This window comes from Lysobacter oryzae DSM 21044 (assembly GCF_059568595.1).
On sequence record NZ_JCANTQ010000012.1, the window covers coordinates 183,510 to 206,798 of the forward strand.

Here is a 23,289-nt window from a genome sequence, read left to right on the forward strand (position 1 = left end):
AGGGCATCAACTCTTACGGAACCAACGAATGAAGAAGATCCTGATCCTGTCCTGCGCACTGGCCCTCGCCGGCCTGTCCACCTCCGCCATGGCCGCTGGCGGCCAGGGCTTCGCCCGCGTTGAAGTCGGCAACACCGACGTCGACGTCGACATCTCGGGCCTGGGCAGCGCGAGCGACAGCGACACCGGTTACTCCCTGCGCGGCGGTTACTACTTCACCGACAACTTCGCCGTCGAAGGCAGCTACAACGACCTGTACAACAAGGACGGCGGCAAGCTGAGCAGCTTCGGCGTCGGCGTGGTCGGCAAGAAGAACTTCGGCGCCAACAACAGCGGCTTCTTCATCGACGGCCGCGTCGGCTTCGAGCGCGTCAAGGGCGACGTCGATGGTTCCGACACCTCGAACGAGGCCTACTACGGCGTCGGCGCCGGCTACGACTTCAGCGAGTCGTTCGGCCTGAGCCTCAACTACGACTTCCACAGCGCCGATTTCGACGGCGTCTCGGTGGATGCCGACACGATCAACGTGGGCGGCGAATTCCGCTTCTGATCGCCGTTGCATAGCAGCACCGGAGACGGCCGCCTCGCGCGGCCGTTTCCTTTTTGGCGCCGGTCCGGCTTTACTGCGCGGCACCCGCAGCCGGCGCCGACGGACGCCGTGAACCCAGGGGGAAGTTTGGAAACCAATCTCTACGCGCCGCCGGTCGCGGCGGTCACCGATTTGCCGCGCGCCAGCAATGCCCGGGTGCCGGAGTTCTACGTGGTGTCACGGACCAAGTTTGCGGTCCTGTTCTTCGCCACCTTCGGCGCCTACCAGCTGTACTGGTTCTACAAGCACTGGGCGCGCTATCGCCGCCGCAGTGGCGAGGACCTCTCGCCGGTCTGGCGGACGATCTTCGCCATCTTCTACACCCACTCGCTCGGCAACGAAGTCGATCACTCCTTGGCGCGGGCCGGCATCGCCCATCGCTGGGCGCCCGGCGCGCTCGCCGCCGGCTACGTGCTGTTCCAGATCGGCGGCACCATCTGCGACCGTTTGTCCGTGCGCGACATCGGCTCGCCGGTCACCGACATCCTCGGCCTGCTGTCCCTGCTGCCGATCGGCTACTGCCTGTGGGGCATCCAGAACGCGGCCAACATCGCCTGCGGGCAGCCGCAGGGCGAATCCAACCGCACGTTCACCTGGGCCAACTGGGTCTGGATCGCCCTGGGCTCGTTGTGGTGGCTCATCGCCCTGCTCGGCCTGGTCCTGCTTTACGGCGTAGGTATGGAGTAGCGCCGTCACCCCGCTCAACGCGGCAGCGGCAGGCCGCGGAACGCCTTGACCGTGCGCAGCACGAAGCTCGAGTTGACGTCGGCGACGCCGGCCTGGTTGAGCAGGCGGTCGAGCAGGAAGCGCGAGAAGTGTTCGAGGTCGCGCACCGCCACCTGCAGCAGGTAGTCCATGTCGCCGGTGAGCGCGTGGCAGGCGACGACCTCGTCCCACTGGTTGACGAAGTCGACGTAGGCGGCGATCGAGGCCGCGTCGTGGTGGCGCAGTTGCACGCGGACGAAGGCCTGCAGGCCCAGGCCCAGGCGCTCGGGGTCGACCTCGGCGCGGTAGCCGCTGATCACGCCCTCGCGCTCCAGCCGCTGCAGCCGGCGCAGGCAGGCCGAGGCCGACAGGTGCACGCGCTCGGCCAGTTCGGCGTTGGTCTGGCGACCGTTGCGCTGGAGCTCGGCCAGCAGCTGCAGGTCGGTGCGGTCGAGATTGGCGGCGCTCATGGCGGTTTCCTGCGGGGATTGGACTGATCGCGCAAGAATCATGCGCTCAGGCCCGGGACACCCGCAACAACGCAAGCTTGTTGCGCCGATCCGCCGCTACAGTGCCCTGTCAGGAGCGCACTCCCAGGAAACCGGCCCCCATGAACACCGCCCCCAACCGCGTCGAACACCAGCTCACCGACAAGGGCTACGTCCCGGTCTACACCACCGCCGTGGTCGAGCAGCCCTGGTCGAGCTACTCGGCCGCCGACCACGAGGTGTGGGCGACGTTGTTCGCGCGCCAGCAGCAGATCCTGGTCGGCCGCGCCAGCGACGAATTCCTGCACCAGCAGCGCGCGATGGGCATGGCGCCCGACCGTATCCCCAAGTTCGACGAGCTCAACCGGGTGCTGCGCGCGGCCACCGGCTGGGAGCTGGTCGGCGTCGAGGGCCTGCTGCCGGAACTCACCTTCTTCGACCACCTCGCCAACCGCCGCTTCCCGGTGACGTGGTGGATCCGCAAGCCCGAGCAGCTTGACTACCTGAGCGAGCCCGACCTGTTCCACGACCTGTTTGGCCACGTGCCGCTGCTGATGAACCCGGTGTTCGCCGACTACATGCAGGCCTACGGCCGCGGCGGCGTGAAGGCGCATGCGATCGGTCCGGACGCGCTGGTCAACCTCACCCGCCTGTACTGGTACACGGTGGAATTCGGCCTGATCAAACAGGCCGACGGCCTGCGCATCTACGGCAGCGGCATCGTCTCGTCGAAGGGCGAATCGATCCACTGCCTGGAAAGCGCCGCGCCCAACCGCATCGGCTTCGACCTCGAGCGGATCATGCGCACGCGCTACCGCATCGACACCTACCAGAAGACCTACTTCGTCATCGACAGCTACGAGCAGCTGATGGAAGCGACGACGCCGGACTTCACCCCGATCTACGCGCGCCTGGCGCAGCAGGACTCGATCCCCGCCGGCACCGTGCTCGCCACCGACACCGTGTACAACCGCGGCAGCGGCGAGGGCTGGTTGAACGACGGCGACGTGTGAGCTGACGCCCGCCCCCGGCCGGGGCTGGGCTTTTTCGCGGCGGACTCACCGCCGCATCGCTAGCCTGCCGGCATGGAGGCGAATGCCACGGCCGCCGTCCATTTGGACATCCCGCTGGGCACGCTGCGGTTGCGTGGGCTGTTCGCGCGCCCCGCCGCCGCGCGCGCCGTGATCGTCTTCGCGCACGGTTCCGGCAGCGGCCGGCTGAGTCCGCGCAACCAGTTCGTCGCCGCGACGCTGCAGGACGCGGGCTTCGCCACGCTGCTGTTCGACCTGCTCACCGCCGAGGAGGAATGGCGCGAGCGCGAAACCCGCCACCTCCGCTTCGACATTGCCCTGCTCGGGGCGCGGCTGCTGGCGGTGACGCGTTGGCTGCACGCGCGGCCCGACACTGCCGGGCTTGCGCTGGGCTACTTCGGCGCGAGCACCGGCGCCGCGGCCGCGCTGGTGGCGGCGGCCGAAGCCGCGACCGGCATGCCGAACGACCTGCCGCCGATCTTTGCCGTAGTCTCGCGCGGCGGCCGCCCCGACCTCGCCGATGGCGCGCTCGAGCTGGTGCGCGCGCCCACGCTGCTGCTGGTCGGCAGCGACGACCACGGGGTGATCGAACTCAACCGCGCCGCGTTGGCGCGCCTGCATTGCGAGAAGTCGCTGGGGCTGGTGGCCGGCGCCACCCATCTGTTCGAGGAGCCGGGCACGCTGGCGCAGGCCGCGCACCTGGCCGCCGAGTGGTTCGGGCGGTACCTGCCCGCGCAGGACGCGCCGCCATGACCTTCCGCGACCGCCGCCATGCCGGCGCGCAGCTGGCGCAGGCGCTGCACGAGTACGCCGGTCGCGACGACCTGGTGGTGCTGGCGCTGCCGCGCGGTGGCGTGCCGGTGGCGTACGAGGTCGCGCGCGCGCTGCGCGCGCCGCTCGACGTGTTCCTGGTGCGCAAGCTCGGCGCGCCCGGGCAGGAAGAACTCGCGGCCGGGGCGATCGCCAGCGGCGGCGTGCGCGTGCTCAACCCCGGGATCGTGCGTGCGCTGCACCTGGACGAGGCTCAGATCGAGGCGATCGCGCGCCGCGAGCAGCGCGAACTGGAACGGCGCGAACGCGCCTACCGCGCCGGCCGCGGCGAGGTCGCGCTGGCCGGGCGCACCGCGATCGTCGTCGACGACGGCCTGGCGACCGGCGCGACCATGCGCGCCGCGGTACGCGCGCTGCGCCAGCACGGACCCGCCCGGATCGTGGTCGCGGTGCCGGTCGGCGCGGTCGAGGCCTGCGCGTTGTTGCGGCGCGAGGCCGACGCGGTGGTGTGCCTGCAGGCGCCCGAACCGTTTGGCGGCGTGGGCATGTGGTACGACAACTTCGACCAGACCTCGGACGACGAGGTGCGCGCGTTGCTGCTGGCAGCCGAAGTCGCACCGCCCGCCGCCGCGCCCGACAAGGCCAGCGGCGATGCGGCACTCCTGCGCCGCGCCGCGCGCCCGCTGCAGCAATCCGCCGACTTCGACGCGCTGCTCGATCGCATTGGCGATGCCAGCCTGGTCCTGCTCGGCGAAGCCTCGCACGGCACCGACGAGTTCTACCGCCTGCGCGCCGACATCACCCGGCGCCTGGTCGAGGAGCGCGGCTTCAACGTGGTCGCGGTCGAGGCCGACTGGCCGGATGCGTACCGGGTCAACCGTTACGTGCGCGGCGACGACGCCGACGCCGATGCGGAGCAGGCACTGGCCGGCTTCCAGCGGTTTCCCACGTGGATGTGGCGCAACACCGTGGTGCGCGACTTCATCGATTGGTTGCGCCGGTACAACGACGCACTGGCGCGCCCGCAGGATCGGGTCGGCTTCTACGGCCTCGACCTGTACAGCCTGCACGGCTCGATCGAAGCGGTGCTCGACTACCTCGAGCGCACCGACCCGGCCGCGGCAGCGCGCGCGCGCCAGCGCTACGCCTGCTTCGACCATTTCGGCGAGGACGTGCAGGCCTACGGCTATGCCGCGAGCTTCGACCTGTCGCACAGCTGCGAGGACGCGGTGGTGGCGCAACTGCTCGACCTGCGCCGCCACGCCGCCGCCGTCGACGGCCACCGCGACGACGAGATGTTCGTCGCCGAGCAGAACGCGCGCCTGGTGCGCAACGCCGAGGCCTACTACCGCAGCATGTTCCGCGGCCGCGTGTCCTCGTGGAACCTGCGCGACACGCACATGATGGAAACGCTGCAGGCGCTGGTCGATCGCGGCGTGCAACGCGGCCATCCCGCCAGGATCGCGGTGTGGGCGCACAACTCGCACCTGGGCGACGCGCGCGCCACCGAGATGGGCGAACGCGGCGAACTCAACCTCGGCCAACTGGTGCGCGAGCGCCACGGCGATGCCGCGGTGCTGGTCGGGTTCAGCACCTACAGCGGCACGGTGACCGCCGCGTCGGACTGGGACGAGCCGGCGCAGCGCCAGCGCGTGCGCCCCGGGCTGCCCGGCAGCTACGAGGCGCTGTGCCATGAAACGGGACTGGGGCGCTTCCAGCTCGACCTCGGCGATGCGGTGTTGCGCGGCGCACTCGCCTCGCCCCGGCTGCAGCGCGCGATCGGCGTGGTCTACCGGCCGCAGACCGAACGCCTGAGCCACTACTTCCGCTGCCGCCTGCCGGAGCAGTTCGACTGGCTGCTGCACGTCGACGAGACCCGTGCACTGACGCCGCTCGATGCGAGCAGCGGCTGGCGTCATGACGACCCGCCCGACACGTGGCCGAGCGGGTTGTAGCCGCCGGGCGGCGCCTGCTCAGCGCGTGTGGGCGCGTCGGCCTTGCGTGGTGGTGGTGGTGGCACGGGCGGGTGCAGCCGGGGCCCGTGCCAGGACCGTGACCAGGCCCGAGGAAACATTGGCCAGGACGAAGTCCTTGCGGCCGTCGCCGTTGATGTCGCCCACCGCCAGGCCGATGGGATTCAGGCGGCCGCCGGCCCAGGGCAGCGGCAGCAGTACCTCGTCCGCCAGCCCGGCAGCGCCCTGCAGGTAGTAGCCCAGCCCGTAACCGCCGTCGTGCTCGACCACCAGGTCGTCGCGACCGTCGCCGTCCAGGTCCGTGCCGAGCATCGGCCCGGGCAGGTCCCAGGTGGCGAGCCGCGGCAGCGGCTCGGTGAAGCGGCCATTGACCTGCTGCAGGTACACGGAGATCGCGCTGCCGGATTCGGCGGTGCCGCGATTCATGTAACTGCCGGTCACGACATCGACGCGGCCGTCGTGGTTGAAGTCGCCCACGGCGGTACCGTTCGGGAAATAGCCGGGGAAATACTGCGCGGGCAGCGTGGTGTAGCCGTACGGCGGATTCGCGTAGGCGATGTTCAGGCGCGAGGCGCCCGCCTCGGCTGTAACCGCGAGATCGGGGTAGCCGTCGCGGTTGAGATCGGCGACCTCCAGGTCGTTGCCGCCGCCGCCATGGGTGTAGGCGTAATCGATGCCCAGCAGGCCGCCTTGCCCATCGCCGAAATAGATCACCGCGAACGGATAGCTGCAGTGGGCCACGACGTCCATCGCGCCATCGCGGTTGATGTCCGCGGCCGCGACCAGGAATCCGCACACCAGCGAGGGAAATTCCTGCGTGGTCGGCTCCTGGCCCGGCGCCAGCGTGCCGCCGCGCAGGACCGTGAGTCCGGCCGAGGTGCCCAGCAGGATGTCCTGCACGCCGTCGCCGTCGAGGTCGCCCAGCGCCACGCCGGGACGGAACGCCGCGTACACCGACGTCGGGAACGCCTGCCGCACCGGCGTGTGCGCCAGGCTCCCGTCGGGCTGCTGCGCGTAGATCCACACGGAAAAGCTCAGGCCCGCTTCCATGCTGGTCATGACCACGTCGTTGCGGCCGTCGCCGGTGACGTCGCCGATCGCGATCGCCACCGGCTGGCTCGCGGCGTCCGGCAGCGCCTGCACCTGGTAAGGCGCGAATTCGAGCGCCGCGGCGGCGCCGCTGGCCAGCCACAGCGCGGTGCACATCAGGGTCCGGATCATCGGCGCGGCTCCGTGCGGTTGACGCGCTTGCGTGCAGGCGCGAGGTCGGTTTTTCGCACAGCCACCGGCGCGGCGGCGGCCACGGGTGGCGTGGCTGGCACGGCGATGCGCTTGCCGGTGCGGTTGTTGGCCAGGCTCAGTTCGAGCGTGCGGGTACGCGCGGTCACGGCCATCGCGGCCGAACTCGGCGCGGTGCTCGCGAACTGCAGCGGCAGCGACAGCTGCGCCTGCTCGCCGAACGCGAGCGACGCCACGCCGCACAGGACGCGCGCGCGGTCGGGCGCTTCCGCCAGCACGCGGCACCCGGTGGGCAGCGCACCCAGCTGCAGGGTCGCCGGCGCAATCGCCTGGAGGTCGATTTCCGCGGTGGGCGTCGCCACCGGCGTCAGCCCCCGCGAGACATTCGCCAACTGCACCGTCACCGCGGACGTGTCGAATGCGGCCGTGACGGCCAGGTCGCTGCGTGCCGGGCAGGTATTTCCGTACAGCCACACCAGCCCGTAGTTGTCGATTGCCGCCGCTGCATCCGGGCAACCATCGTGATTGAGGTCGCCGATCGCAAGCGCGTTGGCCAGGCTGAGGTCGGAGTCCATCGGCACCGGATCGAGCCGCTGCGGCTCCATGCCCGTGTCGCCCTGCAGGTTGCTGTAGAGCCCGCCAAAGGCCCAGGCGAGGTGCATGACGTCGTCGCGGCCGTCGCCGTTGAGGTCGGCCGCCGCGCGCGGCCCCCGGCGCGAATAGCCCGGCACGCGCACGGGTCCGCGGTAGCCGAAGCCCGCGGCTTCCTGGAAATAGATCGCCGGATAGTCGCCGCTGTCGTAGTGCGCGGAAACGTCGGGCAGGCCGTCGTGGTTGAAGTCGCCGATCGCGAACGACTCGGCATAGAAGCCGACGTGCACCGGCTGGCTGTAGCTGCCATCGCGCTTGCGGTGCCATACCGCGATTTCGTTGCCGGGCGCGTAGCTGGCGACGAGGTCGGGCAGCCGGTCGCGATTCATGTCGGCAACGCGCACGAAGCTGGCCCCGGACGCGATCGCCAGGGGCGCGGTGGCGCGGATGCCGCCGGCGCCATCGCCGTAATGCACGTGGATCGTGTTGTCGAAGCCCGGCGTCACCAGATCGGGCCGTCCGTCCAGGTCGATGTCGGCGATGGTCAGCGCACGCTCGGGCAGGCCCGGCAGCGGCTTGATCACGAAGCGATCGCCAGCGTTGCCGGTATTGAGCATCAGGGTCAGGCCCTGCGAATGGCTCAGCGCGATGTCGAGACGGCCATCGCCGTTGAGATCGGCGAGGCCGAGGCCCAAGTGATTCGCGCGCGCTGTGTATTCGTAGCGCCACGGCACCTGCAGCAAGCCGTCGGCCTGCTGCACGAACAGGTACACCGCGCGGTCGGGGGTTTCGTCGCGGCCCCGATCGGCGGTGGCGACGACCACGTCGTCGAGGCCATCTCCGGTCAGGTCGCCGATGGCGATGGCGTCCGCGAAGGACGGGAGTTGGTAGCTGTTGAACGCCACCTCGAAGTTCTGCGGCATCGTCACGCCGGGAATGCTCGCGGCGACCGTGCCCGTTGCCAGCGCCAGCAGCGCCGCCATCCAATGCTTCATCCCAGCCCCTGCCGCAGTTCCGCGCCATTCCCCATGGCCCGGGCATTCTAGACGCAGGCGCGGCTGCAACCGATCGGGCGGACGCGGGAGCCGCTCACGCCGGCGACGCGGCGACCGCGGTCGAGATGGGGCGCGGCTTCCACTTGCGATCCAGCAGCCCCTTCGCGGCCACCGCCACCACCAGCGGCCCGAACCACGCCGCGTAATGCAGCGCGGTGCCATCGATGCCCGGCAGCAGCCGCGGCAGGCCGATGCCGAGGAAGGCGATATGGGTGGCGACGCCATTGCCGAGCATCGCGGTGTAGTGCTCGACCAGCCACCAGCGCGGCCGCGCCGCCAGCCGCTCGCGCTGGCGGCGCTTGCGCAGCATGTCGACGCCGGCGAACAGGCCGACCGTGGAGAAGCCGACGAGCAACGGCGCGCCCACGCGCAGGCCCAGCGCGAGCACGCCGGCGCCGGCGAGCAGCGACAGCCAGGCCAATGCCACGAACACCGGCCCGGTGTAACGCGCGACATCATGCTTGTCGCGGATCGCGCGCCACGCGCTCCACAGCGCGGTCGCGGTGATCACCAGAAGGTAGGCGAGGAACGCCGCGGTCACCGTACGCTCGCGCACCAGCCAGGCATACGCCGCCATCGGCACGCCGGTGGCGAGGATGCCGGCCATCGCGAGCAGATACAGCTGGCCGGCGCGGCGGTGCCGCGGGCTGCCCTTGCGCAGCAGCGCGGCGCTCCAGAACGCGGCGAGCGCGATGGTGCCGATGCCGGCGTGGCAAGCGACGAGCAGCTGGTAGGCGGTCATGGCCGGATCCCGTGGCGAAGAGGTGGCGCCAGCTTCGCGGCGGGGCGCCCGCGGCCGCAGTGCCCGCGGTCATTGCAGCAGGGTGCTGGAAGTCACTTTCTGCATCGACGGCATTGCCGTGGACGCACTGCAGGTCGCAGCATGCGTGCATGCCACGCACCTACGCCCTTGCTCCGCACCGACGCGGCCTGCCGCTGCGCGAACGCCTACGCACGCTGCTGCATCCGTTCAACCTCGCCGGCCTGTTCACCTGGTGCGCGGTCGCGTTGTCGATGCGCTGGGTGGATGCCGCCGCGGTCCCGGCCGCGTGGACCTTGCTGGTCGTGTACCTGGGCGCGCTGCTCGCCAACGACCTGCTGCGCGAACGCTTTCCGCGCAGCTCCACGGTGCTGCTGTGGCTGGAAGCGGCCGCGGCGCTGCTGCTGGTGTGGCTGGACGCGGGCCTGGGCACCGCCCAGGTGCTGCTGGTGGTGTGGACCGCGCAGATCGCCGCCGCGTGGCCGCCGCGCCGCGCGTTGCTCGCGGTGCTGCTCGCCGACGCCGTGGTCTACGCGATCCTGGTGGCCGCGGGCGTGCGCTCGCCGCTGGTAATCGTGGCGATGTACGGCGGCTTCCAGGCGTTCGCGGCGCTGTGCGCGTTCTACGCCACCGCGGCCGAGCGCGCGCGCGACGACCTGGTGCGGGTCAACGCCGACCTGCTCGCGACGCGCGCGCTGCTCGCCGATTCCGCGCGCGATGCCGAACGCCTGCGCGTGGCGCGCGAACTGCACGACGTCGCCGGGCACAAGCTCACCGCGCTCACCCTCAACCTGCGCGCGCTCGCCACCGAGCCGGCGCTGGCCGACCGCCGTGAACTGCAGGTCGCGCAGCAGATGTCGGCCGAGCTCCTCGGCGACATCCGCAGCGTGGTGCAGGCGCTGCGCGATGCCAGCGGGCTCGACCTCGGCACCGCGCTGCGTGCGCTGGCCGCGCCGCTGCCGCGGCCGGCGTTGCAATTGGCGATCGGCGACGACGTGCACATCAGCAACCCGGCGGTGGCCGAGGCGGTGCTGCGGCTGGTGCAGGAAGCGCTGACCAACAGCGCGCGCCACGCCGACGCCGATACCGTGCGCGTGGCCCTGGTCCGCGCGGGCCAGCGCCTCACCGTGCGGGTGGAGGACGACGGCTACGTGCACGGCACCCTGCGCGAAGGCAATGGCCTGGCGGGCATGCGCGAACGCCTCGCCGCGGCCGGCGGTACCCTGGCGCTGTCGACCACCGCCCGTGGCGCACTGCGCATCGACGCGAGCCTGCCGCTGTGAATGGTTCCCTCTCCCTTGCCCCGGCATCGCGCGTCGCATGACTGCTTCCATCCGCATCGCCCTCGCCGACGACCAGGCCCTCGTGCGCGCCGGCCTGCGCGCGCTGCTGGAACGCCAGGGCATCGAGATCGTGTTCGAGGCCGACGACGGCGAGCACCTGCTCGCGCAACTGGCCACGCAGCCGGTCGATGTCGTGCTCAGCGACATCCGCATGCCGCGCGTGGACGGGATCGAGGCGCTGCAGCGGCTGCGTGGGCGCGGCGACGCCACCCCGGTGCTGCTGCTCACCACCTTCGACGACAGCGACCTGCTGCTGCGCGCGACCGAGGCCGGCGCGCAGGGCTTCCTGCTCAAGGACGCCGCCCCCGAGGACCTGCGCGAGGCGATCGAACGCGTGGCGCGCGGCGACACCCTGCTGCAACCGGTGAGCACCGAGGCGGTGCGCACGCGCTACCAGTTCCATGCGGCCGACGCGCCCAAGGAGCGCTTCAGCGAACGCGAAGTCGCGATCCTGCGCCTGCTCGCCGGCGGCTACTCCAACAAGGAGATCGCGCGCTCGCTGTTCCTCGCCGAAGGCACGGTGAAGAACTACGTGTCGGTGATCCTGGAGAAGCTCGACACCCGCGACCGCACGCGCGCGGTGCTGAAGGCGATCACCCTGCGGGTGATCTGAGCCCCGCGCCTTCGCACGCCGCGCTCACGCGGCGCGCGGCTTCCACCAGCGGTCGAGGCCGCCCAGCAGCTTCTTCAACGCACGCGAAGTGCGGCCGCGGCGGGTCTTGCGCGCGTACGCGGCGGCATCGGCGAGCCAGGCGATCTGGATGGTGTAGCGGTCGCCCTCGAACGGCAGGTGGCCGTGGAAGGAGTTGTGGGTGCGGCGGAACGCGACCAGGTTGCCGTACACCGGCGCCACCTGCGGGGCGACCTGGGTCTGGATATCGGCGACATCGGCGAGGAAGCGCAGCGCGCCCGCGTCGCCGTGCGGCCAGTCCGCGTTGAGGTAGATCAGCGCGGTCACGATCTTGGACTGGCTGTCGGTATGGATGTTGCCGTGGCGGCGGTTGAGCGAACGGCACAGCGTGACCAGCGCCGGATACTGCGACAGCCGCTCCACACCCAGGCGCGCGCCGATCGCGTCGGCGAATGCCGGCGCCGTGAGTTCGGCCACCAGCGCATTGATCGCCGGGCCGCAGTCGCCGTCCTCGTACGGGAAGAAACCGGCGCCGCGATAGCGCGGAAAGTCGCGGCGCAGCTCGTCGGCCCGGGCCGGATCCAGCAGGCCTGCGGCGGTGACCAGCGGGAAGGGCGCGGCGAGTGCCGATTCGGGCAGGTGATCGATGCGAAGCATGGGAACGGGGCCGGCAAAACGGCAGTTTAGCGCGGTGCTTCGCGCGCCGAAGGCGCGTCCAGCGGCTTCGCGTCAGTTCAGCGTCTCGACCCAGGCGGCCATCGCATCGAGCACGTCCTGCAGCACCTGCGCATCGCGACGGCCGTTGCGCGCGCGAACATGGAAGGAATGGTCCGCGTCGGCGACCTCGACCAGGGTGGCGCGCGGCGCCAGTCGCGCAACCAGCGGCCGCAGCAGGGCCAGGTCGGCCAGCTCGTCGCGCGTGCCCTGCAGGAACAGCATCGGCAGCGTCACCGCGTCCAGGTGCGCGGCGCGCTCCGTCGACGGCTTCCCGGCCGGATGCAGCGGGAAGCCGAAGAACACCAGTCCCCGCACGCCGGGCAGCGCGTGTTCCGCCTGCGCCTGCGAGGTCATGCGCCCGCCGAACGACTTGCCGCCCGCGAACAGCGGCAGCCCCGGCAGGCGGCGCGCCGCTTCGGCCACCGCGGCGCGCACCGCGGCCTGGGCCACGCGCGGCACGTCGGGCCGGCGCGATCCGCGCTCCATGTACGGAAACTGGTAGCGCAGCGTGGCGATGCCGCGTGCGGCCAGGCCCTGGGCCGCCGCGGCCATGAACGCGTGGGCCATGCCCGCGCCGGCGCCGTGCGCGAACACGTAGCCGGCGCGCGCCTGCGGCGGCGCCAGCAGCAGCGCCGATACCGGTTCCATGCCGTCGATGGCCAACGCGAGTGGCTGTGCGTCCATCACGAGCTCCGTGCCGTTGCCTGCCGCAGCGCCCTTGTGTAACCGGGCGCGGGCTCGTGCATGAAGCAGGCACGCACGTGCGTCCGGGCGCTCGCGCCGATGCGCACGGCCCACGGCGCGCGGAAACCGTCGGGCGCCACCCCGGCCCAGTGGGCCGGCACTGACGCCTCGGGCACCCGGTAGCAGGTATGGTTGATCTCGACCGTGGGCAGGCGCCGCGCGTACCAGGCGAGCCTGTCCCCGGGCTTGATCTTCGCGGGATAGACGCTGCCCTGCCATTCCTTGAAGGCATAGCCGCTCGCTGCTGCCCGCACGCGTGCTGTCATGTTCGGCTCCAGCAGGTAGTTGCAAAGCGCCGTGCGCTTTCCACAGGTGATTACCGGATGGCGAAGCTCAGCGAATATTCCGCCAAGCGTCGTTTCGAGGCTACTCCCGAGCCGGCGCCGGCCGAGCCTTCGCATGCCGGCGGCCCGCTGCTGTTCGTGGTGCAGCAGCACGCGGCCACCCGCCTGCACTACGACTTCCGCATCGAGTGCGACGGCGTGCTGTATTCCTGGGCGGTGCCGAAAGGGCCCTCGCCCGATCCCGCCGACAAGCGCATGGCGGTGTTCGTGGAGAACCATCCCTATGACTACGCCTCGTTCGAAGGCGTGATCCCGCCGAAGCAGTACGGCGCCGGCGAGGTGATCGTGTGGGATTGCGGGGTGTACAGCCCGGACGAGGACGGCGTGTGCTTCCACGACCGCGCGCAGGCCGAGCAGCGCGTGCGCGACGGGCTCAAGGCCGGCAAGCTCAGCCTGCAGCTGCGCGGCGTGAAGCTGAAGGGCTCGTATGCCCTGGTGCGCACCAAGGACGCCAAGGGCTGGCTGCTGATCAAGCACAAGGACCGCTTCGTCAGCACCGACGATGTCACCGCGCAGGACCGCTCGGTGCTGTCGGGACTGCGCGTGCGCGAACTCAAGTTCGTCGCGCCGCCGCCGCGCATGCCCGCGTCGCACCTGGTGCCCGCCGGCGATATGAGCGCGCTGCCGGCAAAGCTGGCGCCGATGCTGGCCGAGAGCGGCGACGCGCCGTTCACCCATGACGACTGGTTGTGGGAGCCCAAGCTCGACGGTTACCGCGTGCTCGCCTTCGTCGACGGCGATCGCGTGCGGCTGAAATCGCGGCGCGGGCTGGAGCTGGCCGATACCTTCCCACGCCTGGCCGAGGCGCTGCGCGAACAGGCCGGCGGCGGCTCGATGCTCCTCGACGGCGAGATCGTCGCCTTCGACGCGCAGGGCCGGCCCTCGTTCAACACCTTGCAGAACCGCTTCCAGCTCAAGTCCGCGGTGGACATCGCCGCGGCCGATCGCAACGTGCCGACGGTGTTCTTCGCCTTCGACCTGCTGCACTTCGCCGGCATCGACCTGCGCGCGCGGCCTTACCGCGAGCGCCGCCGCTACCTGGCGCAATGCCTGCTGCCCTCGCCGCTGGTGCAACTGGTGCACGCGGCGCCCGATGGCGAGGCGATGAACGAAGCGGCGCTGGCCGGCGGCTTCGAAGGCGTGGTCGGCAAGCGCCTGGACAGCCGCTACGACGCCGGCAAGCGCTCGCCGGCATGGCTCAAGGTGAAGCCCACGCAGGGCGCCGAGTTCGTCATCGGCGGCTACACGCGCGGCCGCGGTTCGCGCGGCGACCTCGGCGCGCTGCTGCTGGGTTACTGGGACGACGACGCGCTGCGCTTCGCCTCCGGCGTGGGCTCGGGTTTCGACGAGCGCACGCTGGCCGCCGTGCTCAAGCGCCTGCAACCCTTGCACAGCGAGCGCAATCCGTTCGCCGAGAAGCCCGACGTCGCCGGCCCCATCACCTGGGTGGAGCCGCAGCTGGTGGCGGAGGTGAACTTCCACGAGTGGACCGCGGACGGGCACCTGCGCGCGCCGATCTTCGTGCGCCTGCGCGACGACATCGACGCCAGGACCGTGCAGCGCGGCGAGGTCGCCCGCGCCGTGACCACGCCGCCGCGCCGCGCGAAGACCGGCGCCGCCGCCGCAGCGCGCAGGGGCAAGCCGGCGAACGCGGCGGCGTCCGCGGAGATCGCCGCCGTGCTCGCGCAACTGGATGGCGCGCGCAAGACCCTCGACCTGGCGGTGGGCGCGCACCGGATCAAGCTGAGCAACCTCGACCGCGTGTACTGGCCGGCGAACGCGGCGCTCGAGCAGGCCGCGCTGACCAAGCGCGACCTGCTCGCGTACCTGGCCCAGGTCTCGCCGCTGATGCTGCCGCACCTCGCCGACCGGCCGCTGACCATGATCCGCATGCCCGATGGCATCGGCGGGCAGCGCTTCTTCCAGAAGCACTGGGAGCAGGCGCGGCCGGACTTCGTCGAAACCGTCACCGTGTGGTCCGGCAGCAAGGACGAGGAGCACGAGTACCTGCTGTGCAACAACCTGCCCACGCTGCTGTGGCTGGCGCAGTCGGGCACGCTGGAATTCCACGTCTGGCATTCGCGCGCGAAGGTCGGTCCCGATGCTCTGTCGAAGGCGACCGACTACGCGACGTCGCTCGAATCGCTGGAAGCCTCGGTGCTCAACTACCCCGATTACGTGATCTTCGACATCGACCCGTACATCTACTCGGGCCAGGAGGCCAAGGGCGCCGAACCCGAGCTCAACACCGTCGCCTTCGAGAAGGGCAAGGACATCGCCTTCGCCCTGCGCGAGCTGCTGCAGGGCATGGGCCTGGAGCCGATCGTGAAGACCTCGGGCAAGACCGGCTTGCATGTTTTTGTCCCGATCCGGCGGACCATCGACTTCGATGCCGCCCGCCACGTGTCCGAACTGGTCAGCCGCCACCTGATGCGGCAGCACCCCCGGGACATCACCATGGAGTGGAGCGTCCCTAAACGTAGTGGCAAGATTTTCATGGACCACAACATGAACGTGCGCGGCAAGACCTTGAACGTCGCCTACTCCCCGCGCGGCGAGCCTGCGGCGCCGGTTTCGATGCCGCTTTCGTGGGACGAACTGGCCACGGCGCATCCACTCGACTTCCGCATCCCCGGTGTTATAAAGCGGCTGCAACGCACGGGCGACCGCTGGAGCGACGCCCTCACACGCAAGCAGGACCTGGCGCAGGCCCTCACGGGCAAAGCCCCCAAGGGCGGCAAGGCCTGATCCATCGGAGAGCAGTCATGGCTGCACGTTCGATCGCGTCACTCACCGTTTCCTTCGGCCTGGTTGCCATCCCGGTGAAGCTGTACACGGCCACCGAGTCCAAGGGCGGGATCTCGTTCAACCTGCTGCACAAGAAGTGCGGCTCGCGCGTGCGCTACCAGACCATGTGCGCGCGCGAGAACATCCCGATCGAGCGCGACGAGATCGTGAAGGGCTACGAGTTCGCCAAGGACCAGTACGTGATGTTCGAGCCGGCCGAGCTCAAGGCGCTGGAGGAAGTGGGCACGCACAGCGCGGACGTGGTCGAATTCGTGCCGATCGCGGCGATCGATCCGGTGTATTTCGACAAGGCCTACTACCTCGCGCCGGACAAGGGCGGCGCCAAGCCGTACGCGCTGTTCGCCAAGGCGCTGCGCGACTCCGGACGCTGCGCGATCGGGCACTGGGCCACCCGCGGCAAGAGTTACATCGTGATGATCCGCCCGGTCGAGGACGGCCTGGTGATGCAGCAGCTGCTGTACGACAACGAGGTGCGCTCGATCGCCGACCTCGACATCCCGCGCACCGAGGTCAGGCCGGCCGAGCTCAAGCTCGCGCAGCAGCTGATCGATTCGCAGAGCGCCGACAGCTTCGATCCCAGCCAGTACAAGGACGACGTCGCCAGCCGGATCGAGGCGGCGGTGCAGAAGAAGGTCGAGGGCGAGCAGATCACCCTGGCCGAGGAGCCCGAGGGCGGCGCGCAGATCATCGACCTGATGGAGGCCCTGCGCGCGAGCCTGGAGAAGAAAGGCGGCGCCGCCCCGGCGCGCAAGGGCGCGGCGGCGACCAAGGCCGCGCGCAAGCCGGCCAAGCGCGTGCAGGCGCTGGAGGTGGAAGAACCGGCCGCGGCGCCCAAGCGCAAGGCCAGCAAGCGGGCCAAGTAGCGAGCGCCTCCGCATGCATTCCTACGGCGTGCGCGACGTCGAAAAACTGCTCCGCCTGCCGCGCAGCGCCATCCGTTCGCTGATCGCGGCGGGCTTCGTCTCGCCCGAGCGCGGGCCGCGCAACGCGCTGCGCTTTTCCTTCCGCGACCTGATCGTGCTGCGCACCGCGCAGACGCTGGCCGCGGCGAAGATCCCGCACCGGCGCATCCTGCGCGCCCTGCGCGAACTGCGCAGCCGCCTGCCCGACGAGATGCCGCTGTCGGGGCTGAGCATCGGCGCCTTCGCCGACCACGTGGTCGTGCGTGACGGACAGGCGCGCTGGATGGCCGAATCGGGGCAGTACCTGTTGTCGTTCGAAGGCGATCCGGCGCACGGCACGCTGCGGGTGATCGAGACCCCACCGCCGCCGGCCGGGGCGGCCGCCGACACCGGCGACTGGCAGGCGCAGGGCGCGGCGCTGGAACGCAGCAACGCCGAGCATGCGCTGCTGGCGTACGAACGCGCCGTCGCCGCCGATCCGATGCGCCTGGACGCGCGCATCAACCTCGGCCGCCTGCTGCACGAGCTGGAGCGCCATGACGAGGCCGAGGCCGCCTATCGCGACGCGTTCGCGCTGGTGCGCTCGGAGCGCAACTACTCCGATCGCGGCGATGCCGCCCTGCTCCACTTCAACCTGGCCGTGCTGCTCGACGACCTCGACCGCGGTGACGAGGCCATGCTCGAGTACGAGGCGGCGCTGCGCAGCGATCCCGAGCTGGCCGACGCGCACTACAACCTGGCGCTGCTGTACGAGGAGCAGGGGCAGGCGAAGCAGGCGCTGCGGCACATGTCGCAATACCGGCGGCTGACCAAGGCCTGAGCCGCGCCCGGACGCCTACTCGAACAGCACCGCCAGCGTGCGCGTGATCTGCTCGGCGGCCACCGGCTTGGTGAGGTGGGCATGGAAACCCGCCGCGCGCGTGGCCGCGAGGTCGCTGTCCTGGCCGTAACCGGTGACCGCGATGAACGGCGGCGCGGCGCGCAGCTCGCCACGCAGCACGCGCGCGACCTCGACGCCGTTGAAGTCGGGCAGGCCCAGGTCGATGATCACGGCGTCGAAGCGCGTGCCGCGCACGGCCTGCAGGGCGCCGTCTCCGTCGTAGGCGACGTGGCAGCGGTAGCCCACGCGTTGCAGCAGTACCCGCAGCGAGTCGGCGGCGTCGTGGTTGTCGTCCACGATCAGCAGGTGGCGCGCTGCGGTGGTTGCGGGTGGGGCGGGACCGCTCGCCACCGCGCCAGGCGCGCCGGCCCGCGGCAGCCGGATCCGGAACTCCGCGCCCTCGCCGGGCTGGCCGCTGCTGGAGGCACTGACTTCGCCGCCGTGCAGGCTGATCAGCTGCTGCACCAGGCTCAGGCCCAGGCCGAGCCCGCCCTGGCTGCGGGCGGCATCCTGCTGGCCCTGCACGAAGGGATTGAACACGTCGACCAGGTGCTCCGGAGCGATGCCCGGACCGTTGTCGCGGACCGCGCATTCCACCCAGCCGTCCGCCTCGCGCAGGCTCGCGGTGATGACACCGCCGGGTTGGGTGAACTTGACCGCGTTGTTGAGCAGGTTGCCCAGCACCTGGACGAGCCGCTCGTGGTCGCCCGAAACCCAGGCCGGGGTCTCCGGCATCTCCACGCGCAGGATCTGCGCGCGCCTTCGCGCATCGGCCTCGACCGTCTCCACCGCGTCGGCGAACGCGCCGCGCAGGTCGAGCGTGTTGCGCGCGATGCGGATCTTGCCGCTGGTGATGCGGCCCACGTCGAGCAGGTCGTCCACCAGCCGGCTCATCTGCCGGATCTGGCGCGCGATCACGTCGCGGCAATGGCGCAGCGTCTCCGATTCCATCGCCTCCATGCGCATGATCTGCACCGCGTTGGAGATCGGCGCCAGCGGATTGCGCAGTTCGTGGCCGAGCATCGCCAGGAACGTGGTGAGGCGGTGGCCTTCGTCCTCCAGCGCGCGGATGCGCCGGTGCGCGGTGAGGTCGCGGGTGATCTTGGCGAAGCCGACGTGGCGGCCTTCGTCGTCGTGCAGCGCGGTGATCACCACGCTGGCCCAGAAGCGGGTGCCGTCCTTGCGCACGCGCCAGCCCTCGTCCTCGACCCGGCCTTCGTCGAGTGCGATCTGCAGTTCGCGCTGCGGCCAGCCGCTGGCGAGCGCATCGGGGGTGTAGAACGTGGAGAAGTGGCGGCCGAGGATCTCGTCGGCGCGGTAGCCCTTGATCTGTTCGGCGCCCGCGTTCCAGCTGGCGACGCAGCCGTTGGTGTCGAGCATGAAGATCGCGTAGTCACGCACGCTTTCCACCAGCAGGCGGAAGCGCTCCTCGCTGCGGCGCAGGCGCTCCTCGTGCTCGCGGCGCTCGGTGAGGTCGCGGGTGACCTTGGTGAAGCCGCGCAGAGACCCGTCGGGGTTGTCGATGCGGTTGATGATCACGTTGGCCCAGAAGCGCGACCCGTCCCTGCGCACGCGCCAGCCGTCATCCTCGAAGCGGCCGTTGGCGCGGGCCATCGCCAGCTCGTGCTCGGGCCAGCCCTGGGCGACCTTCTCTTCGGGATAGAACAGGGAGAAGTGCCGGCCGATGACTTCGCTGGCGGCGTAGCCCTTGATCCGCTGCGCGCCCTGGTTCCAGGTGCGGATGCGGCCCTCTGGATCGAGCATGAAGATTGCGTAGTCCGGTACCGACTCCACCAGCAGGCGGTACGGCGTGTCGTCGCTTTCCGGAGCACGTGCCGCGGAAGTCTTGAAGGTCCCCTGTGTCATCTCGCACATAGGCCGCAGGCGATGTGTGCGCCGGGTGAAGACCGCGCCCGTGCGCCCGGCTCAGCCCGCACGCGCCGTCGCGGGCGCCACCGCGCGCAGGTAGGCATCCAGATTGCGCGCCGGGTTGTCGGCGAACACCTCGCCGGTGGCGGCCTGCGCCACGATCCGGTCGGGCCGGAAACTGCGGAAATCGCCGCGCAGCCGGCACCACGCGCCCAGGGTCCAGCTGCCGCCCCAGAACGCCAGCGCCAGCGGTTCCACCTCGCGCGCGCTGACCAGGCCGTTGCCGTCGCGATAGTCCAGGCGCAGCACCCGTGCGCCCAGGATCGCCGCGTGCAGGGCGTCGATCAGGCCGGTGTTCTCGATGCGGTCGTCGACCTGCGGCGCGAAGATGCGGGTGCGCGCGGCGCGCTCGCGCAGCGCTTCGGGCAACACCGCCTCGATCTTCAGCAGCGCCGCGGTCGCGCCGCGGCCCAGGCGTTCGCCGCCGAAGGCGCGGACGAAACGCGTGCCGACCACCAGGGCCTCGAGCTCGTCCGCGCTGAACATCAGCGGCGGGATGTCGGCGCCCTTGCGCAGCATGTAACCCACGCCGGCTTCGCCCTCGATCGGCACCCCCGACAGCTGCAGGTCGGCGACGTCGCGGTAGACCGTGCGCAGCGACACCTGCAGCGTCTGCGCGAGCTGCTGCGCGGTGATCGCGGCCCGGCGTCCGCGCAGGGCATGGATGAGCAGGAACAGGCGGTCGGCGCGGCGCATGCACCATGATGGCGTGGATGCGCGGCGATGAGAACGCGCACGGCCGCTTCAGCGCAGTTGCGAGCGCGCGGTCGGCAGCAGGCGGCGCAACTCGGGCGGCTGCCGCAGTCCGGCGGCCTGCGCGGCGTTGATGGCCTCGTGCCAGTCGGGGTCGTTGTCCAGTTCGTGCAGGTGCGCATCGAGCGCGGCGGCATCGTCGCAGCGCGCCAGCCAGACCAGCACGCGTTCGCCTTCGCGCACCGGCAGGCGCGGAAATGTATTGGCGCTGGCCTCGGTGACGTAACGCGCGACCAGGCGCGCCCCGTACCGGTGCAGCAGCGGCGCCAGTTCGCGGTCGAAGCGCGCGGCGAAGCCCTGCTCCGCCGGCGCGTCCAGTGCGCACGTGCCCAGGCAGAACGCGCCGGGCGCGCGCGCTTCGTCCACGCGCGGGCGCGGCGGCGCCAGCACTGCGCCGTCGGCGTCCGGCACCGGCTTGAGCAGCAGCACGTTGTCGCTGTCGATCATGGTCGCGTTGGCGGCATCGCGATGCCGCTGCCAGACCGGTCCGCCGTAGAACGCCTGCAGGGCGTCGCGGCGCGCCGGCATCGAGGCGAAGCCGCGCAGCCAGACGAAGCGCCCGGGCGCGTCGAGGTCGCGGAAGGTGCCGATCACGTGCATGCCGACCGCTTCCTGCGTCTCCACGAACTCGCGTTCGAACAGTTCGACCAGCACGTCGCGCTGCCCGTCGCGCAGCGTGTACTGGCGCAGTTCGATCACGCGGTCGTCGTGCAGCAGGTGGCCGTCGGCGTCGAGGCGGCGGAACCACATGTGCCAGTTGGTTTCCCAGCTGGCGCCGGCGTCGCCGGAGAAGTCCTGTTGCCAGTGCGCGCTGTTGGCGCTGGTCTGTGCCCACCGGAAGCGCACCTGCACCGCGCGGCCGCCGAGCCGGTCGTGGCCATGGAAGGTGCCGACGCCGGCGGCGAACCGGCCGCTCAGCGCCGGGTCGAGCACGCCGCTGCGGTCACTCGCCCAGTGGATGCGCCATTGGCCCGCGGCGATGTCGTACAGGCGCAGGGCGATGCCTTCGTAGCCGCCGTCCCACGCGGTGTGGAATTGCTCGAGGTTGCCCACGCCGCCCAGCAACGGCCGGCATTCGACACGGGCGCCGAACACCTCCCAATCGGTGCAGCCGGCGAGGCGCTCGCGCAGGCGTTCGTTCTGCACCTGCCATTGGCCGTGGAGGAAATCGAAATCGTGGCGGCCGTCGTGGCCGGGGTCGGGCGCCCCGTGGCCGGCGGCAAGGGAAGGATTGGGCATGGCGGGCGTCCTCGGAATCGGAACCGCCAGCCTGCGCGCCGCCTGCTGCCAGCCTGCTGGCAGCAGGGCGCGGCGGCGCGGATCCAGGTGCCGGCTGAACAAGTCACCGGGGTGACGCGCGTCTTCACCACTTACCCACCGGCGGCCCCGCACGCTGCTTGGTGTCCGTCGCCCCGGTCCGACTGCGTACTCAGGGGTGGACCGCATCTCAACCGCTGCGACTGCTTCCGTCGAGACTGATCCGCATGAACACCCACTACGCCACCGCCTCCTCCGATGAACTGTTGCAGGCCCTCGCCCGGCTCGATGCCGCGATGGGCATGGTCGTGCGCCGCGCCGGCCGCGGTTGCGGGCCGGATTGCGAGCGGCACCTGGAGAGCGCGTCGCGCGGGTTGCGCGCGTTGCTCGGTGCGGATACCGGGCAGATGGTCAACGACGTGCTGGAAGCGGCGCGCCGGGTGCTGACCTCGGCCGACCCGGCCGCGCCGCTGCTGATGCTGACGATGGCGCGGCAGACCCTGGCCACGGTGGTGCATCGCCACGCGGCGCGGGCGACCCGCCAGGTCGCCTGATCGATTCCGCGCGGGCGCGGGACCCAGCCGCAGCCGCCCGCTGGTGCGGGCGATGCCGTCCGGCATCGGCGACAATGGCGGTCCTTCCGCCGCCACCCTGCCCCGCCCCATGTCCAGTTCCATTTCCCTGACCCGCTTCCTGATCGAGGAAGAGCGCGCCGGCCACATCAACGCCGACCTGCGCCTGCTGATCGAGGTCGTCGCCCGCGCCTGCAAGACCATCTCGATCGCCGTGGGCAAGGGCGCCCTGGGCGGCGTGCTCGGCGACGCCGGCACGCCCGGGGTTGCGAGCATGAACATCCAGGGCGAGGCGCAGAAGAAGCTCGACGTGCTCAGCAACGAGATCCTGCTCGAAGCCAATGCCTGGGGCGGCCACCTCGCCGGCCTCGCCTCCGAGGAGATGGACACCTCGCACCCGATCCCGGACGCGTACCCGCGCGGCAACTACCTGCTGCTGTTCGATCCCCTCGACGGCTCCTCGAACATCGACGTCAACATCTCGGTCGGCACCATCTTCTCGGTGCTGCGCTGTCCCGACGGCGTGACCCACCCCACCGACGAGCACTTCCTGCAGCCCGGCACCGCGCAGGTCGCGGCCGGCTACTGCACCTACGGCCCGAGCACCATGCTCGTGCTCACCGTCGGCCACGGCACGCATGCCTTCACCCTGGATCGCGAGGTCGGTTCGTTCGTGCTGACCACGCGCGGCATGACCATCCCGGCGGAAACCAAGGAGTTCGCGGTGAACATGTCCAACCAGCGCTTCTGGGAGGCGCCGATGCAGCAGTACGTCGGCGACCTGCTCACCGGCAAGGAAGGCCCGCGCGGCAAGGACTTCAACATGCGCTGGGTGGCGTCGATGGTCGCGGACGTGCACCGCATCCTCACCCGCGGCGGCATCTTCAGCTATCCGCTCGACAGCAAGTGCCGCGACAAGGGCGGCAAGCTGCGGCTGATGTACGAAGCCAACCCGATGAGCTTCCTGGTCGAACAGGCCGGCGGCGCGGCGACCACCGGCCGCGTGCGCATGCTCGATGTACAGCCGACCGGCCTGCACATGCGCGTGCCGGTGTTCCTGGGCTCGAAGCAGGAAGTGGAAGCGGCCACGCGCTACCACCGCGAGCACGACGCCGCGCACGGCGCGGCTGCGGTCGCCTGAATCCAGCCGGCGCGGGGAATCTGCTTTACTGCTCCGACTGCAAGCTTCCCCGCCCCGACCGCGCGC

The 23,289-nt window shown here is 70.8% G+C and carries 22 protein-coding genes; 12 read left to right on the forward strand and 10 right to left on the reverse strand.

The features are described 5' to 3' along the window. Positions 1-28 precede the first annotated feature (28 nt). Both BP05_RS11300 and BP05_RS11305 read left to right on the forward strand, forming a co-directional pair. Positions 29-550: a porin family protein gene (locus BP05_RS11300; RefSeq protein WP_496363459.1), complete on the forward strand. Its 522-nt coding sequence runs from the start codon at positions 29-31 to the stop codon at positions 548-550. A gap of 126 nt (positions 551-676) precedes the next feature. Beyond that, positions 677-1,276, forward strand: a complete 600-nt coding sequence (locus BP05_RS11305) for a hypothetical protein (RefSeq protein WP_496363461.1) — start codon at positions 677-679, stop codon at positions 1,274-1,276. Positions 1,277-1,290: 14 nt separating this feature from the next. On the opposite strand, the gene BP05_RS11310 is transcribed toward BP05_RS11305, so the two are convergent. Next, on the reverse strand, positions 1,291-1,764 hold the full coding sequence (locus tag BP05_RS11310; protein WP_496363463.1) for an Lrp/AsnC family transcriptional regulator: 474 nt from the start codon (positions 1,762-1,764) through the stop codon (positions 1,291-1,293). 140 nt (positions 1,765-1,904) lie between these two features. On the opposite strand from BP05_RS11310, the gene phhA reads away from it, so the two are divergent. The 3 genes from phhA to BP05_RS11325 all read left to right on the forward strand — a co-directional run bounded on the left by phhA (position 1,905) and on the right by BP05_RS11325 (position 5,539). Next, positions 1,905-2,795, forward strand: coding sequence for a phenylalanine 4-monooxygenase (gene phhA, locus BP05_RS11315; protein WP_496363465.1), 891 nt, complete (start codon positions 1,905-1,907; stop codon positions 2,793-2,795). 72 nt (positions 2,796-2,867) lie between these two features. Further along, the gene (locus BP05_RS11320; protein ID WP_496363467.1) at positions 2,868-3,566 is read left to right on the forward strand and encodes a dienelactone hydrolase family protein; all 699 of its coding nucleotides are present in this window, start codon (positions 2,868-2,870) and stop codon (positions 3,564-3,566) included. Then, positions 3,563-5,539 carry an erythromycin esterase family protein gene (locus BP05_RS11325; RefSeq protein WP_496363469.1) on the forward strand — a complete coding sequence of 659 codons (1,977 nt, stop codon included), beginning with the start codon at positions 3,563-3,565 and terminating at the stop codon, positions 5,537-5,539. Before BP05_RS11320 ends, BP05_RS11325 begins: the two co-directional genes overlap by 4 nt. 18 nt (positions 5,540-5,557) lie before the next feature. On the opposite strand, the gene BP05_RS11330 is transcribed toward BP05_RS11325, so the two are convergent. From BP05_RS11330 to BP05_RS11340, 3 genes are all read right to left on the reverse strand, one after another. Next, on the reverse strand, positions 5,558-6,778 hold the full coding sequence (locus tag BP05_RS11330; RefSeq protein WP_496363471.1) for an FG-GAP repeat domain-containing protein: 1,221 nt from the start codon (positions 6,776-6,778) through the stop codon (positions 5,558-5,560). Further along, positions 6,775-8,382, reverse strand: a complete 1,608-nt coding sequence (locus BP05_RS11335; RefSeq protein ID WP_496363473.1) for an FG-GAP repeat domain-containing protein — start codon at positions 8,380-8,382, stop codon at positions 6,775-6,777. Before BP05_RS11335 ends, BP05_RS11330 begins: the two co-directional genes overlap by 4 nt. Before the next feature lie 94 nt (positions 8,383-8,476). Continuing rightward, positions 8,477-9,184 carry a hypothetical protein gene (locus tag BP05_RS11340; protein WP_496363475.1) on the reverse strand — a complete coding sequence of 236 codons (708 nt, stop codon included), beginning with the start codon at positions 9,182-9,184 and terminating at the stop codon, positions 8,477-8,479. Positions 9,185-9,333: 149 nt separating this feature from the next. On the opposite strand from BP05_RS11340, the gene BP05_RS11345 reads away from it, so the two are divergent. Continuing rightward, the gene (locus BP05_RS11345) at positions 9,334-10,485 is read left to right on the forward strand and encodes a sensor histidine kinase (protein WP_496363477.1); all 1,152 of its coding nucleotides are present in this window, start codon (positions 9,334-9,336) and stop codon (positions 10,483-10,485) included. Positions 10,486-10,522: 37 nt separating this feature from the next. Continuing rightward, positions 10,523-11,158: a response regulator transcription factor gene (locus BP05_RS11350; protein ID WP_496363479.1), complete on the forward strand. Its 636-nt coding sequence runs from the start codon at positions 10,523-10,525 to the stop codon at positions 11,156-11,158. Between the two features lie 24 nt (positions 11,159-11,182). On the opposite strand, the gene BP05_RS11355 is transcribed toward BP05_RS11350, so the two are convergent. The 3 genes from BP05_RS11355 to BP05_RS11365 form a co-directional block, all read right to left on the reverse strand. Continuing rightward, the gene (locus tag BP05_RS11355; protein ID WP_496363481.1) at positions 11,183-11,833 is read right to left on the reverse strand and encodes a 2OG-Fe(II) oxygenase; all 651 of its coding nucleotides are present in this window, start codon (positions 11,831-11,833) and stop codon (positions 11,183-11,185) included. Between the two features lie 72 nt (positions 11,834-11,905). After that, positions 11,906-12,577 carry an alpha/beta hydrolase family protein gene (locus BP05_RS11360; RefSeq protein WP_496363483.1) on the reverse strand — a complete coding sequence of 224 codons (672 nt, stop codon included), beginning with the start codon at positions 12,575-12,577 and terminating at the stop codon, positions 11,906-11,908. Beyond that, positions 12,577-12,903, reverse strand: coding sequence for a DUF72 domain-containing protein (locus BP05_RS11365; protein ID WP_496363485.1), 327 nt, complete (start codon positions 12,901-12,903; stop codon positions 12,577-12,579). Before BP05_RS11365 ends, BP05_RS11360 begins: the two co-directional genes overlap by 1 nt. A 57-nt stretch (positions 12,904-12,960) precedes the next feature. Here BP05_RS11365 and ligD point away from each other — a divergent pair, with 57 nt between their 5' ends. The 3 genes from ligD to BP05_RS11380 are packed head-to-tail and all read left to right on the forward strand — an operon-like array spanning position 12,961 to position 17,511. Next, positions 12,961-15,729, forward strand: a complete 2,769-nt coding sequence (ligD, locus tag BP05_RS11370; protein WP_496363487.1) for a DNA ligase D — start codon at positions 12,961-12,963, stop codon at positions 15,727-15,729. Positions 15,730-15,746: 17 nt separating this feature from the next. Beyond that, complete coding sequence (gene ku / locus BP05_RS11375; RefSeq protein ID WP_496363489.1) at positions 15,747-16,652, forward strand: non-homologous end joining protein Ku; 906 nt, start codon at positions 15,747-15,749, stop codon at positions 16,650-16,652. A gap of 13 nt (positions 16,653-16,665) precedes the next feature. After that, positions 16,666-17,511 carry a tetratricopeptide repeat protein gene (locus BP05_RS11380; protein WP_496363491.1) on the forward strand — a complete coding sequence of 282 codons (846 nt, stop codon included), beginning with the start codon at positions 16,666-16,668 and terminating at the stop codon, positions 17,509-17,511. A gap of 15 nt (positions 17,512-17,526) precedes the next feature. Here BP05_RS11380 and BP05_RS11385 read toward each other — a convergent pair whose 3' ends face one another. The 3 genes from BP05_RS11385 to BP05_RS11395 are packed head-to-tail and all read right to left on the reverse strand — an operon-like array spanning position 17,527 to position 21,492. Further along, a complete protein-coding gene (locus BP05_RS11385; protein ID WP_496363493.1) occupies positions 17,527-19,437 on the reverse strand; it encodes a PAS domain-containing hybrid sensor histidine kinase/response regulator in 1,911 nt (636 codons plus the stop codon). A gap of 60 nt (positions 19,438-19,497) precedes the next feature. Beyond that, positions 19,498-20,196: a helix-turn-helix transcriptional regulator gene (locus BP05_RS11390; RefSeq protein WP_496363495.1), complete on the reverse strand. Its 699-nt coding sequence runs from the start codon at positions 20,194-20,196 to the stop codon at positions 19,498-19,500. Between the two features lie 48 nt (positions 20,197-20,244). Beyond that, a complete protein-coding gene (locus BP05_RS11395) occupies positions 20,245-21,492 on the reverse strand; it encodes an NIPSNAP family protein (RefSeq protein WP_496363497.1) in 1,248 nt (415 codons plus the stop codon). A gap of 245 nt (positions 21,493-21,737) precedes the next feature. Between BP05_RS11395 and BP05_RS11400 the strand changes: the two genes are divergently transcribed. After that, positions 21,738-22,064 carry a hypothetical protein gene (locus tag BP05_RS11400; RefSeq protein WP_496363499.1) on the forward strand — a complete coding sequence of 109 codons (327 nt, stop codon included), beginning with the start codon at positions 21,738-21,740 and terminating at the stop codon, positions 22,062-22,064. Positions 22,065-22,173: 109 nt separating this feature from the next. Further along, complete coding sequence (locus BP05_RS11405; RefSeq protein WP_496363501.1) at positions 22,174-23,223, forward strand: class 1 fructose-bisphosphatase; 1,050 nt, start codon at positions 22,174-22,176, stop codon at positions 23,221-23,223. Positions 23,224-23,289: the final 66 nt, after the last annotated feature.

Excerpts from the sequence above, each read along its gene's own strand:
- BP05_RS11300 (WP_496363459.1), top strand. The coding sequence starts at position 29 with ATGAAGAAGATCCTGATCCTGTCCTGCGCACTGGCCCTCGCCGGCCTG.
- BP05_RS11310 (WP_496363463.1), bottom strand. The coding sequence starts at position 1,764 with ATGAGCGCCGCCAATCTCGACCGCACCGACCTGCAGCTGCTGGCCGAG.
- phhA (WP_496363465.1), top strand. The coding sequence starts at position 1,905 with ATGAACACCGCCCCCAACCGCGTCGAACACCAGCTCACCGACAAGGGC.
- BP05_RS11320 (WP_496363467.1), top strand. The coding sequence starts at position 2,868 with ATGGAGGCGAATGCCACGGCCGCCGTCCATTTGGACATCCCGCTGGGC.
- BP05_RS11325 (WP_496363469.1), top strand. The coding sequence starts at position 3,563 with ATGACCTTCCGCGACCGCCGCCATGCCGGCGCGCAGCTGGCGCAGGCG.
- BP05_RS11330 (WP_496363471.1), bottom strand. The coding sequence starts at position 6,778 with ATGATCCGGACCCTGATGTGCACCGCGCTGTGGCTGGCCAGCGGCGCC.
- BP05_RS11335 (WP_496363473.1), bottom strand. The coding sequence starts at position 8,382 with ATGAAGCATTGGATGGCGGCGCTGCTGGCGCTGGCAACGGGCACGGTC.
- BP05_RS11340 (WP_496363475.1), bottom strand. The coding sequence starts at position 9,184 with ATGACCGCCTACCAGCTGCTCGTCGCTTGCCACGCCGGCATCGGCACC.
- BP05_RS11345 (WP_496363477.1), top strand. The coding sequence starts at position 9,334 with ATGCCACGCACCTACGCCCTTGCTCCGCACCGACGCGGCCTGCCGCTG.
- BP05_RS11350 (WP_496363479.1), top strand. The coding sequence starts at position 10,523 with ATGACTGCTTCCATCCGCATCGCCCTCGCCGACGACCAGGCCCTCGTG.
- BP05_RS11355 (WP_496363481.1), bottom strand. The coding sequence starts at position 11,833 with ATGCTTCGCATCGATCACCTGCCCGAATCGGCACTCGCCGCGCCCTTC.
- BP05_RS11360 (WP_496363483.1), bottom strand. The coding sequence starts at position 12,577 with ATGGACGCACAGCCACTCGCGTTGGCCATCGACGGCATGGAACCGGTA.
- BP05_RS11365 (WP_496363485.1), bottom strand. The coding sequence starts at position 12,903 with ATGACAGCACGCGTGCGGGCAGCAGCGAGCGGCTATGCCTTCAAGGAA.
- ligD (WP_496363487.1), top strand. The coding sequence starts at position 12,961 with ATGGCGAAGCTCAGCGAATATTCCGCCAAGCGTCGTTTCGAGGCTACT.
- ku (WP_496363489.1), top strand. The coding sequence starts at position 15,747 with ATGGCTGCACGTTCGATCGCGTCACTCACCGTTTCCTTCGGCCTGGTT.
- BP05_RS11380 (WP_496363491.1), top strand. The coding sequence starts at position 16,666 with ATGCATTCCTACGGCGTGCGCGACGTCGAAAAACTGCTCCGCCTGCCG.
- BP05_RS11385 (WP_496363493.1), bottom strand. The coding sequence starts at position 19,437 with ATGACACAGGGGACCTTCAAGACTTCCGCGGCACGTGCTCCGGAAAGC.
- BP05_RS11390 (WP_496363495.1), bottom strand. The coding sequence starts at position 20,196 with ATGCGCCGCGCCGACCGCCTGTTCCTGCTCATCCATGCCCTGCGCGGA.
- BP05_RS11395 (WP_496363497.1), bottom strand. The coding sequence starts at position 21,492 with ATGCCCAATCCTTCCCTTGCCGCCGGCCACGGGGCGCCCGACCCCGGC.
- BP05_RS11400 (WP_496363499.1), top strand. The coding sequence starts at position 21,738 with ATGAACACCCACTACGCCACCGCCTCCTCCGATGAACTGTTGCAGGCC.
- BP05_RS11405 (WP_496363501.1), top strand. The coding sequence starts at position 22,174 with ATGTCCAGTTCCATTTCCCTGACCCGCTTCCTGATCGAGGAAGAGCGC.